Source organism: Fibrobacter sp. UWR4, from assembly GCF_003149045.1.
Taxonomy (GTDB): domain Bacteria; phylum Fibrobacterota; class Fibrobacteria; order Fibrobacterales; family Fibrobacteraceae; genus Fibrobacter.
This window is the reverse complement of the sequence record NZ_QGDU01000002.1, coordinates 1-14,977: the sequence shown is the minus strand read 5'-3', so window position 1 is coordinate 14,977 and position 14,977 is coordinate 1. Positions and strand designations below refer to the sequence as shown.

The following is a 14,977-nucleotide window of genomic DNA, read 5'->3' as shown; positions in this document are numbered from 1 at the left end:
AATCCTGCAGTCAATCGGCTGCAGGATTTTTTTATAATCACGTAACGATTAAAGATCGCGGTAGTAGGATATTTTGCTGGATAGTCTTGCCTGCTGGATCAACTGGACGATTTCATCCTTGAGTCTAGGGAAATCGCAGGGGTGGAGCGCGATGCGGGGACGTCCAAAAGGCTGTTTCAGCATGAACTTGCCGAATAGAATTGCCCACTTTTCCATGGAACGAGGAATGCCTGCGAAGCTTACTACGGGAGACGCGATGGTGTTACCGATGATCGGTTCCAGTGTAAAACGGGATTCGAACTGAAGGTTGGATTTACGGGCCTGTCCGGAGAGATAGGGGTTTCCGTACCAGGTGGGCGGCACGAATGCTGCTGGATGAATTCGTTTCCCAAGGAATTCGCCTTGGTTGATCAGATCGTTCCAGGCTTTTACGCTCTTGTTGAGAAGGCTGCGGGATGTAGTTTTGTTTAAACCTGCGAATTCCGCTTCGTTGTTGGTCATCTTCAGCTGAAAATGACCGAGATAGCTACGGGCGAGGCTCATATCGGCCTTGTGCAGGAAACCGTGGAGAGCCAGTTCAAAGCCTTCCTGATGCAAATCCAGAAGTACTTTACGAAAATCCTGGATTTGGGATTCGGAGGCTCCACGAACATCGGGAATGACAAGGATGCTGAAAGGTGCACCCGCTATATCTTTCAGCTCGTGAAGAATAGGAGTGACTTCCTTATAGTTCCAGATGCTATAATCATGAAAGCAGAGTAGGTACTTGTGGCTCATACAAGTTAAGATAAAAAATTCTATATTTAAGGACATGATTGAATCTATCATTTTAGGCCTGTTGCAGGGCCTGGCAGAATTTCTCCCCATTTCCAGTTCCGGCCATCTCGTTCTGGGCGAAAAGCTTCTGAACATGAAGGAAGCGGGCATGTTCTTTGACATCATGCTTCACGCAGGAACTCTCCTTTCCATCTTCGTCGTGTTCCGCAAGAAATTGGTGGACATGATTGTGGGCTGCATCCGTCGCGATCCCGTCCAGCTGAAAGAAGCGGGCTACATCGTGCTGGCCTCCATCCCTACGGCTATTATCGGCATCGGTTTCAAGAAGCCGCTGGAAAGCCTCTTCGAAAATCCCAAGGCCGTTTGCTGCGCCATGCTCTTTACCGCCACCTTGCTGTTCGTCTCCCAGTGGGGCAAGACCGGCAGCAAGCATCCGGATAACGAAGGCGTCAAGATGAACTGGTGGCGCGCTCTGGTCACAGGCGTCGTGCAGGGTATCGCCTGCATCCCGGGTATCAGCCGTAGCGGTTCTACCATCAGCGGCATGATTTTCCTGGGTGTGAACCGCAAGTACGCCGGCGAATTCAGCTTCCTCATGAGTATTCCCGCCGTAGGTGGCGCCGCCCTCCTGGATTGCATCAAGTGGATCAAGTGCCAGGACCCCGAAACCGTTGCTCGCTACGCCATCGAAAAGCCCGAAAAGGCATTGGCCTGTGCCGACGCTTCGGGCTTTACTCCTGAACTTCTGGTGGGCATGGTCGTCGCCTTCATCTTCGGCATTATCGCCCTGAAGTGGCTCATGGCCTTTGTTCAGAAGGGCAAGTTCCATTACTTCAGCTACTACCTGTGGGTTGCAGGTATTCTGGGACTGATTTTTATTAAGTAAAAAAAAGACCGCCTCGGCGGTCTTTTTTTAATGTGTTTTATTTCAAGTCGTCTCTGTTGACTCCATAGAGACGGATGTCGTCGATCCAGATGTCGTGACCGTTTCTCGCAAAGACGGAGAAAGTGGAAATTCTGTACTTCACGAAGTCCCAGCCATAGTTTCCAAAGGTGGAATCTGCAGGCAGGAAATCCTGGGGGCGAATAGCGATCCTAGACCAGTTGGATGTGCAGGTTCCTTTATACAGGGCCTTGATTCCGACGGATGCAGAATCAGAAAGGTCTTCTAGAGCTATGGAGTAATCCCCGTCACCTCGAATCCATATTTCCAGGGAGTCTAATTGGGCTAGGCTTCTGGTGCCGTTGGAAAGGGTAGTTCCGATGACGGCGTATTCGGGATCGTTTCCTGTGTAGCTGAAGTGTGCTGCTCTTCCTGGGCGGCCGCTATCAGCCTGTTCAATGGGGTAGGCCAGGATGTCGTCCGTGGCGGGGGATATGGTGCCGCCGATGCTGGCGGCCTGGTACCAGAAATTTACCGGGATCGGGCTGGGCAAGGCGTTTTGACGTGTGTCGTATTCAAAGGTCCCCAAGGTAAGCGTGTTCAGGGCGTAGTATAGGGAATCGGAAACGTCTTCCCATACGTCAGTGGAAACCTGAGATGGATTGTTTTCTACTTCAATGAGTTTTAAAATTTTTGAGGTGTCGGCTAAGGTTGAGACTCTAACCTGCAGGATGCCTCGTCCGTTGGTGGAATCCCAATAGGTGACCTGCATGGGGGTGACGGAGCTGATTTCGTCTTCTGTCAAGATCAGGTTCCTGCCGTTGTTCTTGACTTGTGCGAAATCCAGATCGCTGGAATCCAGTCGGAGGGTCAATACCATTGGACTTTGTAGGGGACGCATCCAGAAGGAAATGTAGTCTTTCAACTTCAGTTCCATCACGGTTTGGGAATCGATGGTTGTTACGTTCACGATGGTTGTATCGCCAGGTCTTACCCGAGAAGCGAGACTTCCCAGATGTTGCATTGTTCCTGAGGTGAGTGCCTGGAATTCCAGGTTTTCTCCGGAGGGAACATTTTCCATAAAGAAACGTCCCGTGGAATCTGTTTTGACAACTCGGTCTGTACCTTCAATGAACACCCAGGCATGGGAAACGTCCTTAGGCAAGGTTACGTGACCTGTTACGCGGCCTGGTTTTTGCAGGATGATTTCGTTAGCGATATCACTTTCGAGACGTTCTTCAGAATTCTGGATGTCATAGGCAAATGCGCTTAGTAGAGAATCCTTCTGGATCTCGATGATGAAATCTCCGGCTTGGTGGTTTTCAAGGAAGATATTGCCCATGGAGTCGCTTTCGCCGGAATACAGATAATCCTTTGCAGAAAGTCTCTGTAGGGTGTCTGCCCTAAATTCGCTAGGTAGAACCTTATAGGCGACCTGGCCTAAGGAGATACCCTTGACATCTTTCACCAGGAAGGCAATGGCATTCTCTGTTTCCGTGGAGTTTCCTCCGGCGGTGTCTTGGTTGGAACACCCCCAGAATGCAACGGACAGGAAAAGGCATAATGCATAGAGATGTTTCATTAGTCTTCCCCCTTAAATTCCTGGGTGACAGGGAACATAGCCATGTTCAACTGAACCACGCGGGTGGGCGTGGGACATTCGTCAATACGTATTTGGATCTGTCTGCGAAATTCTTGAAGCATGCCTTTGATGTCCTCGATGCAATCTTCATCGATGGCCATGGTCAATGTAGAAATATCTCTTTCCTTGGGTGGAACTTCTTCAAGGGATGCCTTCGCTAGACTCATCACTTGCGCCTGGAATTCGCGAATGGCCTTTGTTTTTTCGGTTCCTGCACTAACGGTCAAGTGAGCGTCTGCCAGCTTGACGCGGCCGTGGGCAGCCTTGCGGATGAAACCGAGGTTCTTAAGTAAGGTGAGGCTGTCCTTTACTTGATCAGTGGATACTTGGGGCCGGAGGTGTTTGGCGATGTTTTCGGCGTCCACTTTTCCCTGGTTGATTTGCAGGAAGGAACGGATGACTACTGTCCACCATTGCCTTAAATAGGAAAGTTCGTCGTTTTCCAGAGTTCGACGCTGGATGTCCTTAAGCTGGAAGGCTTCGGCCATGAGCCGCTCTTTTTCCTTTATTCTTTTGGTTCGGGAGGCTGCCAGCAGTAGGTCGAAATACTGGGATGCCCGTCCTGTAAGGCCTAGGCATTTTTTGGCCGCAGGGGCGCACCTTACGGGAAGGTGCAATTTCTTTTCTAGAACGCAAAAAAGGGAACTTGGCGAGATATCCAGTTTCTTGCCGAACATCTGATAAGAGAAAAAAGGATGTTCTTTTTTCTTTTCCTCGTAATAGAGCTTCAGGTAATCACGGTAGTCCGAAAATTCAAATATCGAATTCATAGTTTCACCAAATAGACTCTCGGATAATATATCTCTTTAAAAAGAAATTGGGTGGCTAAAGGGCAAAATTAGCCACCCAATGTAGCCGGGTACACTCCGGACCCGACTTCTTTACAGATATGGGAACTTGCAAACAGGAGTATTCTCTACATCGCACCCAAACGTTCCCTTTGCCCCTGTAAAGATTTGTCTTCCTTCCTATGTGAAATATATTTCGGAATCGAAGCCTGAAAAAGGAGGGGCGGTGCATTTATCATTAGCAATTTGCAAATGACCTTCTTCTTTAATTTTACCCCTAATTGGCACGGTTCTTGCATTTATACCAACGAAAACAAAAGAAAGGCTGTTGTTTGTTTCAAAGTGAAACGTTAACGACCGCGAAATTGTATAAAAATGAACAGAAAGGCGTTCCTCTTGCCTCACTCCTCAAAGTGACCCCGTAGGGGGAACGACCTCATACCTCAAAGCGAAGCGTGCTGAAAGCGCGAAGCGCGACCTAACAGGAGATAAAAAATGGCAACAGAAAAAATGGAGTTCCAGACCGAAGTTCGCGACATGCTGAACCTCATGATCAACTCTCTTTATAGCAACAAGGAAATCTTCCTCCGCGAATTGGTTTCCAATGCTGCTGACGCATTGGACAAGCGTCGTTTCCTTTCTCTCTCTAACGCAGATTTGCTGCCCCAGGGCACCCAGCTCCGCATCGACATCGATGTGAACAAGGATCAGAAGAAGCTGACCATTACCGATAACGGTATCGGCATGAACAAGGAAGACTTGATCAACTGCCTGGGTACCATCGCCCGTTCCGGCACCAAGAATTTCATCAAGAACCTGAAGGATGCTGACAAGGCTAGTGTCGATCTTATCGGTCAGTTCGGTGTGGGTTTCTACTCCATCTTCATGGTGGCAAAGAAGGTTGAAGTCCTGACCCTCAAGGCTGGCGAAACCCAGGGCTACCTGTGGGCTTCCGAAGGCACCGGCGAATTCGAAATTTCCGAATGCCCCCGCAACGAAGTGGGTACCAAGATTACCCTGTACCTGAAGGACGACGAAGATGCCGAAGACTTCACCAGCGAATGGCGCATCAAGGATATCATCAAGAAGTACAGCGGTTTCGTAAACTACGGTATTTACTTCCATCCGGAGCCCACCAAGAACGACAAGGGCGAATTGGAAGTCAAGGACGAAGAAAAACTGAACGACAAGACCGCTCTCTGGCGCCAGTCCGAAAAGGACGTGAAGGAAGAAGAATACAAGGAATTCTACAACGTCATTTGCCACGACGGTGGCGAACCTGCTTGCTGGAGCCACAGCCACGCCGAAGGTTCCCTGGAATTCTGGAATCTGGTGTACATTCCTTCCAAGGCACCCTACAACATTTGGCAGAACGACGCATTGCACGGCCTGAAGCTCTATGTGAAGAAGACCTTCATCATGGACGACTGCAAGGACCTGCTTCCGCCTTGGCTCCGCTTTGTCCGCGGTGTGGTGGAATCTGAAGACTTGCCGCTGAACGTAAGCCGCGAAATTCTGCAGTCCAACAAGATCGTGACCAACATCCGTAAGCATGTCATCAAGAAGACTTTGGAAGCCTTGCAGAACATGTCCAAGGACGTGGACAAGTACAATGCCTGGTGGAAGGAACTGGGCATGGTTCTCAAGGAAGGTTTCTACATGAACTGGGAACATCTTGATGAATTGAAGAAGCTGATCCGCTTCGAAAGCACCAAGACTGAAGAAGGCAAGCTTGTTAGCCTCCAGGAATACGTGGACCGCATGCCCGAAGGCCAGAAGGAAATCTACTACCTCATTGGCGACAAGAACGCCGTGAAGTCCAACCCCATGTTGGAAGCCTTCAAGGCCAAGGGCTACGAGGTGCTTCTCATGAGCGACGGCATCGACGAATTCATGATGTCTTCTCTCACCGAATTCGGCGACAAGAAGTTCCACGACATCTCCCGCGGTGACGTTGACTTCGAAAAGACGGTCGAAGAAAAGAAGGCTGAAGAAGAAAACAAGGGTCTCTTCAAGGGTCTTTGCGAAAACCTCCAGAAGGTTCTGGACGAAGACATCAAGGAAGTCCGCGTGTCTAGCCGTCTGAAGGACAGCCCCTGCTGCCTCGTCACCAGCGACGATGCCATGAGCGCCCAGATGGAACGCATGATGAAGGCCATGGGCCAGGCCAACGTGCCCAAGTCCAAGCGTATCCTGGAAATCAACCCCACGCACCCCATCTGCGAAATGCTGAAGGCTAAGGCTGAAGCCAAGGAAGATCTGGGTGATTGGCCCAAGGCTCTCTACGGTCAGGCTCTGCTTGCCGAAGGTAGTCCGCTGCCCAACCCGGCAGAATACGTCAGCGCCATTACAAAACTGCTGACTGCCGCTGCCAAGTAAGTTGGACGTCATCCTGAGAAGCCGAATGGCTTCGAAGGATCCTGTGACGAAACTTCCTTATGCAAAAATTCTGCGATGAACTCGCAGGATTTTTGTTTTTAATACAAGCGCTTGTTACTTGAAGAATTTTACAAGTGCTGTGATTTTGAACCAAAAAAATATATGCTTTCGTTTAAAAGTTCTATTTTTGTTTCAGATGCTCTGTAAAAAAGGTTTTTGATACATGAATTTTGTTAAGGAATTCTTTCTGCTATCTACGATGGTCATGCTCTCCGCTTGCGCAGGGAGTAATTCGGATGTCGAACCTGCAGTTGCTCAATCGCCTGTAAAGAAAATTTCCTTAAATAGTTTCGTCTGTCCCGATGATCGGGGATACATTCGCGGGGAAGGTTTTGGACCTTCTCGTGACGAGGCCTTGCTGTCCGCACAGAGACAGATTGCAAATCGCATTCAGTCTACAGTGGAGTCCAGTTCCAATCTAAAGCGTGTTCAAACGGAAGACGGAAATGGAACGGAGTCTGTCAGCTCCAGTTACGTAATTGATTCCAAGGTGTTTTCCCGATTAGAGAATGCCCAGGATGCTCGGGTGGTTGGATTTCAGGAAAGCGAAGGCGAGGTTGGCGTAGTGACTTGTATGTCCATAGAAGATGCTATGAGCCCTTTCGTCCAGAGATTCAATTTGCTTCAGGATTCTGTCCTTTTAAAGGTTGCTGAATATGATGGAACGGAACATCCCTTGAAAAAGATGGAGGCGTTTAAGAACACTCAGGATGTGTATACCCGCCTGCAGGGAAATAAGAATGTCCTGGAAAGTTTTAGCTATCCTCATGAAAATCGTGGGGAAGAAGCTTACGCCTCCTTGATGGAAAGGTATCGTCAGTTCAAGTCCCGCTATGCCTTCTATTACAATGCCTCCAGTCAGGATGAAAAGGCTGTGTCGGTGTTTGCCCGTATTTCCCAGAAGTATCATGTGGTTGCCGGTGTATGTCAGGGAGGAGTTCTTCTTTCTGTAAATACGACTGAACCTGATTGCAAGGATGGAAGTTTCGGAACAACTTGTTCTACAATGCTTACTCTGACTGGAACTTCCTGCTCTGGTGAGGGTTATTTTGTCCAGAAAACGATGGTTAAGGGGACCGGTAAGTATGGTAAGGATGAGGCTGTTGGTCGTCTTGTTCAGAACATTGCTGATGGTGAATGGTTTGTTTTGTGGGCAAAGGTCCTTGACCAGTGGGACGTTAAATGAGAAAACTGTTTTGTATTTTGACCCTGGCTTTTGCCGCATTTTCCTTTGGAGCGGAGGATGTTCCCTCTGTTGAACTGAAACTGCCTAGTGCCATTGCGGATTCATTACCGTGGTTTGCAGTCCGTGAGATCAACGATATGAGTTCTCCCTTTACCAAGGTTTTCCTTGCCAGGGAGGCGGCGAAGGCGGAACGAACGGCCCTTGTGTTTTTTGCTACTTGGTGTAATCCCTGTAAGATCGGGATTAAACGACTTGCCCAATCCAAGGCGAAACTGAAGGAGCATAACGTTAACGTAATCCTAGTGAATGTCGGAGTCCGTGAACTTGAAGAGAGAAAAATTCGCTCCTGGATAAATAGCATTGACGCAGGAACGTTTAAGTTGGTTATCGATCCGTTCAAGGTAATGACAGAAGGATTTGGACTTGTGGAAAAGTCTGGTGAAATTGCACTTCCTAAGACGCTGGTGGTGGACGAAAAAATGAAACCTCTGAAACTTTTGGGACAGGAAGGGTCCGATTGGCCGGACGTCCTGTGGCAATGATTATAAGGATTTTTAAAAGAAGGTTTATATGTATTTGATTGTCGGTCTTGGTAATCCCGGAACACAGTATTCCAATACGCATCATAATGCTGGTTTCATGGCTGTAGAAAAACTGGCTAATTCCGATGACTGGAAATCAGAACACAAGGCCTTGACCCAGAAAGTCGTCATTGGTGGTCAGGAATGTCTGCTTGCCAAACCACAGACCTATATGAATTTGTCTGGTGAATCAGTCCAGGCTCTCATGACCTGGTACAAGATCAAGCCCGAACAAATTCTTGTTTTTAGCGATGATATTAATCTTGACGTGGGCCGTATCCGTTGTCGAGCCAATGGTAGCCATGGCGGTCAGAACGGTCTCCGTAACATTATCGAAAAGATTGGCGACAAGTTCCCGAGAATTCGTTTCGGGGTGGGCAAGTGCCCGCCCAAGTTTGACCTTTCCAACTGGGTGTTGGCTAAGTTCCCTCCAGAAGACCGCCCTGCTTTTGACGAAGCTCTTGAAAAGGTAAAACCCCTGGTGGAATGCTACTTTAAGTTCGGTATGGAAAAATGCATGGAACGATACAACGGAAAATAAATTTTCTATATTTCCTTTGCAAAATAGAATGAGGTTCATTTATGAAAATTTTGCCTGAAGCTTTAACGTTTGACGACGTTCTACTCGTTCCCGCAGCATCCTCCGTTTTGCCGTCTCAGACAGACGTGAGCACTCAGCTTGCCCCGAACATTAAGCTCAACATTCCGGTGATCAGCGCTGCTATGGATACCGTTACCACAGCTCCTCTCGCTATCTCCATTGCACTTCAGGGCGGTCTCGGCATTATCCACAAGAATATGTCCGTCGAAGAACAGGCTGAAGAAGTTCGCAAGGTCAAGCGCTGGCAGTCCGGTATCGTTAGCAATCCGGTTACCCTGGAAGCAGACCAGCCGGTTTCCGCTGCATTTGAAATGCGTGCTATGCACAAGATTAGCGGATTCCCCATTCTTAAGAATGGCAAGCTGGTGGGCATGCTCACTAGCCGCGACCTCCGCACCATCTCTGACTTCAATGTGAAGATTGAAAAGGTGATGACCAAGAACCCGGTCACCGCTTCTCCCAAGATCAGTCTTGCCAAGGCTAAGGAAATCCTGGCTGAAAATCGTATTGAAAAGCTTCCTCTCGTGGACAATGCTGGCAACCTGAAGGGCCTCGTTACCATGACCGACATTTTGAAGCGCGAAAACAATCCCTCCGCAAGCCTGGACAAGAATGGCCAGTTGCTGGTGGGTGCTGCTGTTGGTACCTCTGCCAATACCTTGGAACGCGTCGCTGCCCTCGTTGAGGCAGGCGTTGACCTGTTGGTCATCGACACCGCTCACGGTCACCACATCGGTGTTCGCAACATGGTGAAGACTGTTCGTAAGAAGTATCCGAAGCTCACCATCTGCGGTGGTAACGTTTGCACTCCGGAAGCTGTTACTGAGCTCGCCAAGTGCGGTGCTAACATCGTCAAGGTAGGTATTGGTCCTGGCTCTATCTGCACCACTCGTATCGTTGCTGGTGTTGGCTATCCGCAGTTCTCCGCAGTTGTTGAATGCGGCAAGGCTGCTCGCAAGGCTGGCGTCAAGATTATCGCTGACGGTGGTCTCAAGTTCTCTGGCGACATCGTCAAGGCTTTGGCTGCTGGCGGTCACGCTGTGATGATCGGTTCCATGTTCGCTGGTACCGAAGAAGCTCCGGGCGAAGTCATCCTGGCTGATGGCCGTACCTTCAAGAGCTATCGCGGTATGGGCTCTCTGGGCGCCATGGCTGCAGGTTCTGCAGATCGTTACTTCCAGGGTGGCATCAAGGAACCCCGCAAGTTCGTTCCGGAAGGCATCGAAGGCCGCGTTCCTTACAAGGGACCGCTCCGCGACACCATTTACCAGATCATCGGTGGTATCCACTCTGCCATGGGTTACGCAGGTGCTGCAAACCTGAAGGAACTCTACGACAAGGCTACCTTCGTCCGCATCACTGGTGCAGGTCTCCGCGAATCTCATCCTCACGATGTGACCATCACCAAGGAAGCTCCGAACTACCGTTCTGAGTAATGAGACAAAGGGAGGCTCCGCCCCCCTTAAGATCCTCCTTTCCCAAACGTAGGGATGTGAGAGGCTCCGCTTTATGAAAAATCCCGCTGCAGTAATCGCTGCCGCGGGATTTTTTTTGAAATTATTGTTGTTGCTTTTTGTTGCGCAGTTCCCGCATGGCGTTGCTTGCCATGTCGTGAACTTCTTTTTGTTGTTCGAACCTGTGGTAGGGGAGAACCTTCAAGTCCACAAGGTCTCGTTTTTCATAGTTCATAATGTACTGGACGTTGGACAGAAAGACGATTCTTTGATTTGAGAATTTCTGGACCGCATGATCCATGGCGGTAAAGATCATCTTGAATTCTGTAGTGTTGAATTCTGCACAGGTAAAGGTGTCCACGATTTTACCGTCGTCACTATTTTTTGATTCGGTATCGTATTGCTGAGCGATGTAGGCTCCACCGCCGGCACGCTCCTTATGGCCGTAGTCGCAACTGCCGCCTACCCAGATGTAGAGAGAGTCTTTCTCGAATTTCACAAGGCAAATTTAGTCTTTTATTGTTAGATTTGGAATCGCATTACATTTGGGAGGTTAGAATGCTTAAGTCAATTATTTCTGTAATTGCAATTTCTTTATTGCTCTGGGGCTGTGCTGCTCCCACTTATTTCAAGGATTCTTCCTGGACTGAACAACCTACAAGTGTGAAGGTTGTGTATGTGAATCCAACAATCAGTAATCCACAACAATTGACGGATGGCTTGCCTGAATATAAGGATAATCTCGGCAAGTGGTTTGAAAATGTTGTAACCGAAAAGATGGATGAGGAGTCTAGAAAAAAAGTCAAGACATCCATAGAACTTGTGGATGCAAGCGCTTTGTCCGTTCAGATTGTAAAGCTGGGGGAAAAGGATTTTGAAGCTCCCGCTTATGCAAGTATGAATGGAGCCGATGTTTATCTTGTGCTGAGTAATATCTGGTTTGGTTGTGAATCAGAGGAATACATGACTGTTCAGGGCAATCAGGCTTCTATGGCTATGCAGACTACTCCGTATAGTGGTGTCTCTGCATATAATTTCTTTAAGGCTAAAGCCAGGTATGCATTCTATGATGCAAAGACCGGGAAGATTCTTGCTTATGGTGTAAAGGAAGGTAAGGCCTCCCTGAGATCGATTGAGGTAACTGGTAGCGACTGGGATTATGCAACTCGTGCTTTGATTGGTGATATTGTTGCCTTCACCCCAGTTGTCCGGTGGTAAAAATAAATCGGGAATGTCTAGATTAAATTTGTGACCCAGTTGTACTCGGGGGTGACGTGGATTGTGCTGATACCGCAGGATGCTGCTGCGTAAATATTCGCCTTGTTGTCGTCTAGAAAAACGGTGTTTTCCGCATTAGGAAGGTCGCTGGTCGTTAAGGTAAATATTTTCTGGAATGTACGAATGAAAATTTCCGGATCGGGCTTTTCCAGGTGCATTTCCTGACTGAGGAAAACGTGATGGAAACAGTCGTTCAAGTTATTGGGACCGTAGACTCCCTTGCCAACATTAAACCAATGATCCAGACAATATTTCCAGTGAAGTTCGTTGGTATTACTCAGCAGGAATACATTAGCTTGTGTTTTTAAAACACGTAGGGCATCAATCTTTCGCTGGGGTATGTTCAGACAAATGGAATTCCAGGAGTCGACAATCTGCTGGCGGGTTGGTTTCGTCGAGGCAATGCTTCTTGCAATAATGGCGTCGCAGAAATCCTCGGTGGTCAGGCGCCCCAGCTGGTATTCCTGCATTATCTTTGCTGTGGGACCTTCGTCGAACCGCAGTTCCTCTTCGGGAACTCCAAGATTTTTAAAACCATCCAGCGCATTCTGCATGTTGATGTCTAGAATGACACCGCCTAAGTCAAAGATGTAATTCGTGAACTTCATATTTAAATACTTGCGCCTAGTTTTCTTGCGGACTCAAGTGCATCTGTATTCAGAATGTCTCCCTTGTCCTTGACGTTTCGCACCAGGACGCGACCGCAGTCCTGAATATTAAAAAATTTCAGGGCCATTTCGTACTGGGTGGTGATGGCGTCAAAAATGTTGGGAAGTCCCGCCGCTCCGCACAACAGCAGGCAGGCCTTGTGGATGTGGAATGTGTTTCGCAGAGGCGTGTGCAGGCGGTCGATACAGGCTGCCATCTGGGAACTGATTCCGTAGAAATAAACCGGCGAGGCAATCACAAGAACTTCTGCCTGGGCAAGGGCTGCATATACTTTGTCCATGTCGTCGCGGCGAGCGCAGGCGTTGCCTTCACGGGTAAAGCAGGTGTTGCAACCGGTGCAGTGGGCGATATTCATACGCGCCACATTTAGAATTTCCACTTCGTGACGGGGCCTGCCTGCTTCATCAAGCTGCTGATGGACTCCTTCCGCAAAAGCATTTGCCAGAAGTTCCGTGTTGCCGTGAACGCGAGGACTACCTACGAGAATTAAAACTTTGCTCATTGCTTAAGCCCTCTTTAGTCCTTGTCAAATTTGAAGGGAACAGTCAATGTTGTGGGGTGCTCCGCTTTTTCAAAAATCCATTTAGAAACTTCGTCGAAAACACACTGGTCAAATTCTTCGTTCTGGGAATTTGAAGAAATAATCTCCATCTTGGAAATGTTTCCTTCGGGAGCGATGATAAATTTAAGGGTGACTTTTATTTGCGCATCTGCATCGGGATGTTCTGGAGTTTTCACATCCTTAAGTTGGGATAGTTTATTCTTGAATTTCTTTTGAATTGCGACGAGCTTTCTTTGCTGTTTGACAAGAATGTCTTTGACTCCTGCAAATGATCTATGACCTGGTTCTATGATGGGATCGCTAATGGTTTGATAGTTTAATCGCTTTCCATACATGAGTTTGTTTTCGACAATCCTCAGCCAATCTTTGTTGCATTCATTTCTTGAACTTTCCCAGGATTCAATTTGCTTTTCGCTATACTTTTGAAGTTGAAGCTTTTTATAGACTTCTGCATCAAATTCATTGTTGAATCCTACAAGGCGAATTTTGGTGTAACCGATTTTCTTAATGGCGCTGATAAAATTTTTGTATTCGTAGATGCTTTTGTCCTGAAGCGGGTAGGAGATAAGAAGTTCTTCCCGATCCGATTTGCCTTTGTTTTGCTGGTACATACCTTTCAGAATGCTAAGAATCGAATCGGGAGAGGCTTGCTTTACGCCGTAAACTCGGACCCACTGGGGAAGTTCGCGGATGGCGTCTGCGGAATAGATTTTCGTTACGATGGTGTCGGGATAGAGTTTGCCATTTTCCTGCTGGCTTACAACGAAGTAGTCGTCAAGAATAAGCATGTTGAGGCGGACCGTATTTTCTTTGCAGAAGGCTTTGCGTTTATGCGCTTCTTGCAAATCGGAACTGGCGTTTTTGCAGTCTTCAAACAGTAGACAATTTAAATTGTCATTTAGAACAGCTTGGCTTTTGTCCTTCTGGGCGTAGAGCGCTACTGCAAATGCAAAAAAAATTGTGAAAATCAAACGGCGCATAAGGTATATATACAAAATTAGAAATAAACATTTTATTGAACTTTATGATTTGAAGATTTGAAAGGTTCGCTTGAATAGGAGAGAGACTCCTTATAGAAGAAGCTTTTTTGCTAGTTGCTCAACATGTTTGCTGTTCAACGGAAGTTCCGTTGTCTCGGTGGTGGCGATGAAATTTATGCCTGGGATAAAACCCGCACTTGCATATATACGTTCTTTTTCCACCGCATTGTGGGCGTAGTCTGGTTTGTCCATCATGCCGAAATGTTCCCAGACGTATTCCTGGCGGGTGCGCTTGTTTAGGCAGGTGAAGTCCGGATGGAAAGTGACGGCGTGTTTTAGTGAGCTGCGCTTGCTTTTGGAATCTGGATTATCGCTGATGGCGATTTTGAGCGGAGCCTCGTAGCGATAAGGAATGCCTAGGCGAGTTAGCGTATCTGCAATGATACATTCGGATTTTGATCGCACATGTTCTCCCCGTGAGGTGATGAGTTGCGGCACATCGCTTGAAATAGATTTTCCTGTGTAAGGGATGGCCTGCCATTGCGCTGCGAATTCGTCGTCTGTTAAAATCAGCGGGGTAATGAAATCGCGACGAACCCCAAGTTTCGTATGTAGCGCAGAGAATTCCTCTGGATGAAATTTCCTTAAAAATGCATTGATTTGCTTCTGCATTTTTTTGAGGATGCGCTGACACTTTTCGTTATAGTCTTTTTGCGCTAAGGACGTAATGAGTTCCGCATCTGATTTTGGAATGTATGTCCCGTTGGTGTCTCCTTTCTGGATCATGTGGTAAAACTGCGGGCAACCTTTGTTGTGGGCTACTCTCAATGTCCCGGACGTGGGTTTTACTTTGGGAAGGTGCTGCAAAAGTTTGGTGATTTGCTTGTTGATTGCGTCTAAATTTTCTTTGATATTGAACATAATGGCGTAAGGGTGTTGCATTTTACCTATAAATCAAATGTTTTGAATGTTGTTATGGGTAAATTGGTGGTGTTTTTTGGTTCTGTTTTTCAGGGGCCTGATCTAATTACCCATAAAAAAAGGCTCTTCATCAACATGTGTGGGTGGCTTCGCCACCCTTTTTTGTTGACTTTCGCCTAAATTAAACAAAAAATGGGCTATTTTCTAAAATTTAAT

General features: G+C 47.7%; 16 protein-coding genes. 8 read left to right on the top strand and 8 right to left on the bottom strand.

The genetic code is table 11. The features are described 5' to 3' along the window. Nucleotides 1–48: 48 nt before the first annotated feature. Nucleotides 49–777, bottom strand: a complete 729-nt coding sequence (locus BGX12_RS01215) for a DUF2334 domain-containing protein (RefSeq protein ID WP_109734280.1) — start codon at nt 775–777, stop codon at nt 49–51. A gap of 34 nt (nt 778–811) precedes the next feature. On the opposite strand from BGX12_RS01215, the gene BGX12_RS01210 reads away from it, so the two are divergent. After that, the gene (locus tag BGX12_RS01210) at nt 812–1,663 is read left to right on the top strand and encodes an undecaprenyl-diphosphate phosphatase (RefSeq protein ID WP_109734279.1); all 852 of its coding nucleotides are present in this window, start codon (nt 812–814) and stop codon (nt 1,661–1,663) included. 37 nt (nt 1,664–1,700) lie between these two features. Here BGX12_RS01210 and BGX12_RS01205 read toward each other — a convergent pair whose 3' ends face one another. Next, nucleotides 1,701–3,242 (bottom strand): carboxypeptidase-like regulatory domain-containing protein, encoded by a 1,542-nt coding sequence (locus BGX12_RS01205; protein WP_109734278.1) that lies wholly within the window; start codon nt 3,240–3,242, stop codon nt 1,701–1,703. Further along, complete coding sequence (locus BGX12_RS01200; RefSeq protein WP_109734277.1) at nt 3,242–4,072, bottom strand: TIGR02147 family protein; 831 nt, start codon at nt 4,070–4,072, stop codon at nt 3,242–3,244. Before BGX12_RS01200 ends, BGX12_RS01205 begins: the two co-directional genes overlap by 1 nt. A gap of 513 nt (nt 4,073–4,585) precedes the next feature. Here BGX12_RS01200 and htpG point away from each other — a divergent pair. The 5 genes from htpG (at nt 4,586) to guaB (ending at nt 10,333) form a co-directional block, all read left to right on the top strand. Further along, entirely contained in the window at nt 4,586–6,469 is a 1,884-nt protein-coding gene (htpG, locus tag BGX12_RS01195; protein WP_109734276.1) for a molecular chaperone HtpG, read from the top strand. A 223-nt stretch (nt 6,470–6,692) separates the two neighbouring features. After that, a complete protein-coding gene (locus BGX12_RS01190) occupies nt 6,693–7,715 on the top strand; it encodes an LPP20 family lipoprotein (RefSeq protein WP_109734275.1) in 1,023 nt (340 codons plus the stop codon). Continuing rightward, nucleotides 7,712–8,257: a redoxin domain-containing protein gene (locus tag BGX12_RS01185; protein WP_109734274.1), complete on the top strand. Its 546-nt coding sequence runs from the start codon at nt 7,712–7,714 to the stop codon at nt 8,255–8,257. Before BGX12_RS01190 ends, BGX12_RS01185 begins: the two co-directional genes overlap by 4 nt. A 28-nt stretch (nt 8,258–8,285) precedes the next feature. Then, entirely contained in the window at nt 8,286–8,837 is a 552-nt protein-coding gene (gene pth / locus BGX12_RS01180) for an aminoacyl-tRNA hydrolase (protein ID WP_109734273.1), read from the top strand. Nucleotides 8,838–8,878: 41 nt separating this feature from the next. Beyond that, nucleotides 8,879–10,333 carry an IMP dehydrogenase gene (gene guaB / locus BGX12_RS01175; protein WP_109734272.1) on the top strand — a complete coding sequence of 485 codons (1,455 nt, stop codon included), beginning with the start codon at nt 8,879–8,881 and terminating at the stop codon, nt 10,331–10,333. A 121-nt stretch (nt 10,334–10,454) separates the two neighbouring features. On the opposite strand, the gene BGX12_RS01170 is transcribed toward guaB, so the two are convergent. Then, the gene (locus BGX12_RS01170; protein ID WP_109734271.1) at nt 10,455–10,850 is read right to left on the bottom strand and encodes a hypothetical protein; all 396 of its coding nucleotides are present in this window, start codon (nt 10,848–10,850) and stop codon (nt 10,455–10,457) included. Nucleotides 10,851–10,909: 59 nt separating this feature from the next. Between BGX12_RS01170 and BGX12_RS01165 the strand changes: the two genes are divergently transcribed. Beyond that, nucleotides 10,910–11,569 carry a hypothetical protein gene (locus BGX12_RS01165; RefSeq protein ID WP_109734270.1) on the top strand — a complete coding sequence of 220 codons (660 nt, stop codon included), beginning with the start codon at nt 10,910–10,912 and terminating at the stop codon, nt 11,567–11,569. A gap of 17 nt (nt 11,570–11,586) precedes the next feature. Here the strand turns inward: BGX12_RS01165 and BGX12_RS01160 are convergent, their stop codons facing one another. Genes BGX12_RS01160 through BGX12_RS01150 form a run of 3 tightly spaced genes read right to left on the bottom strand, consistent with a single transcriptional unit; the run spans nt 11,587 to nt 13,471 of the window. Next, nucleotides 11,587–12,237: an HAD-IA family hydrolase gene (locus tag BGX12_RS01160; protein WP_109734269.1), complete on the bottom strand. Its 651-nt coding sequence runs from the start codon at nt 12,235–12,237 to the stop codon at nt 11,587–11,589. A 2-nt stretch (nt 12,238–12,239) separates the two neighbouring features. After that, a complete protein-coding gene (locus BGX12_RS01155; RefSeq protein WP_109734268.1) occupies nt 12,240–12,800 on the bottom strand; it encodes a flavodoxin family protein in 561 nt (186 codons plus the stop codon). Nucleotides 12,801–12,814: 14 nt separating this feature from the next. Continuing rightward, nucleotides 12,815–13,471, bottom strand: coding sequence for an energy transducer TonB (locus tag BGX12_RS01150; RefSeq protein ID WP_158278131.1), 657 nt, complete (start codon nt 13,469–13,471; stop codon nt 12,815–12,817). A 36-nt stretch (nt 13,472–13,507) separates the two neighbouring features. Here BGX12_RS01150 and BGX12_RS15415 point away from each other — a divergent pair, with 36 nt between their 5' ends. Further along, on the top strand, nt 13,508–13,741 hold the full coding sequence (locus BGX12_RS15415; RefSeq protein WP_158278130.1) for a hypothetical protein: 234 nt from the start codon (nt 13,508–13,510) through the stop codon (nt 13,739–13,741). Nucleotides 13,742–13,930: 189 nt separating this feature from the next. Here BGX12_RS15415 and BGX12_RS01145 read toward each other — a convergent pair whose 3' ends face one another. Then, complete coding sequence (locus BGX12_RS01145; protein WP_109734266.1) at nt 13,931–14,782, bottom strand: hypothetical protein; 852 nt, start codon at nt 14,780–14,782, stop codon at nt 13,931–13,933. Between the last annotated feature and the right edge of the window lie 195 nt (nt 14,783–14,977).

What these genes read in the sequence shown, in the direction of transcription:
- BGX12_RS01210 (WP_109734279.1), top strand. Translation starts at nt 812, where the DNA reads ATGATTGAATCTATCATTTTAGGCCTGTTGCAGGGCCTGGCAGAATTT.
- BGX12_RS01185 (WP_109734274.1), top strand. Translation starts at nt 7,712, where the DNA reads ATGAGAAAACTGTTTTGTATTTTGACCCTGGCTTTTGCCGCATTTTCC.
- BGX12_RS01190 (WP_109734275.1), top strand. Translation starts at nt 6,693, where the DNA reads ATGAATTTTGTTAAGGAATTCTTTCTGCTATCTACGATGGTCATGCTC.
- BGX12_RS01150 (WP_158278131.1), bottom strand. Translation starts at nt 13,471, where the DNA reads ATGTACCAGCAAAACAAAGGCAAATCGGATCGGGAAGAACTTCTTATC.
- BGX12_RS01200 (WP_109734277.1), bottom strand. Translation starts at nt 4,072, where the DNA reads ATGAATTCGATATTTGAATTTTCGGACTACCGTGATTACCTGAAGCTC.
- htpG (WP_109734276.1), top strand. Translation starts at nt 4,586, where the DNA reads ATGGCAACAGAAAAAATGGAGTTCCAGACCGAAGTTCGCGACATGCTG.
- BGX12_RS01205 (WP_109734278.1), bottom strand. Translation starts at nt 3,242, where the DNA reads ATGAAACATCTCTATGCATTATGCCTTTTCCTGTCCGTTGCATTCTGG.
- BGX12_RS01155 (WP_109734268.1), bottom strand. Translation starts at nt 12,800, where the DNA reads ATGAGCAAAGTTTTAATTCTCGTAGGTAGTCCTCGCGTTCACGGCAAC.
- BGX12_RS01165 (WP_109734270.1), top strand. Translation starts at nt 10,910, where the DNA reads ATGCTTAAGTCAATTATTTCTGTAATTGCAATTTCTTTATTGCTCTGG.
- BGX12_RS01145 (WP_109734266.1), bottom strand. Translation starts at nt 14,782, where the DNA reads ATGCAACACCCTTACGCCATTATGTTCAATATCAAAGAAAATTTAGAC.
- pth (WP_109734273.1), top strand. Translation starts at nt 8,286, where the DNA reads ATGTATTTGATTGTCGGTCTTGGTAATCCCGGAACACAGTATTCCAAT.
- guaB (WP_109734272.1), top strand. Translation starts at nt 8,879, where the DNA reads ATGAAAATTTTGCCTGAAGCTTTAACGTTTGACGACGTTCTACTCGTT.
- BGX12_RS01215 (WP_109734280.1), bottom strand. Translation starts at nt 777, where the DNA reads ATGAGCCACAAGTACCTACTCTGCTTTCATGATTATAGCATCTGGAAC.
- BGX12_RS01160 (WP_109734269.1), bottom strand. Translation starts at nt 12,237, where the DNA reads ATGAAGTTCACGAATTACATCTTTGACTTAGGCGGTGTCATTCTAGAC.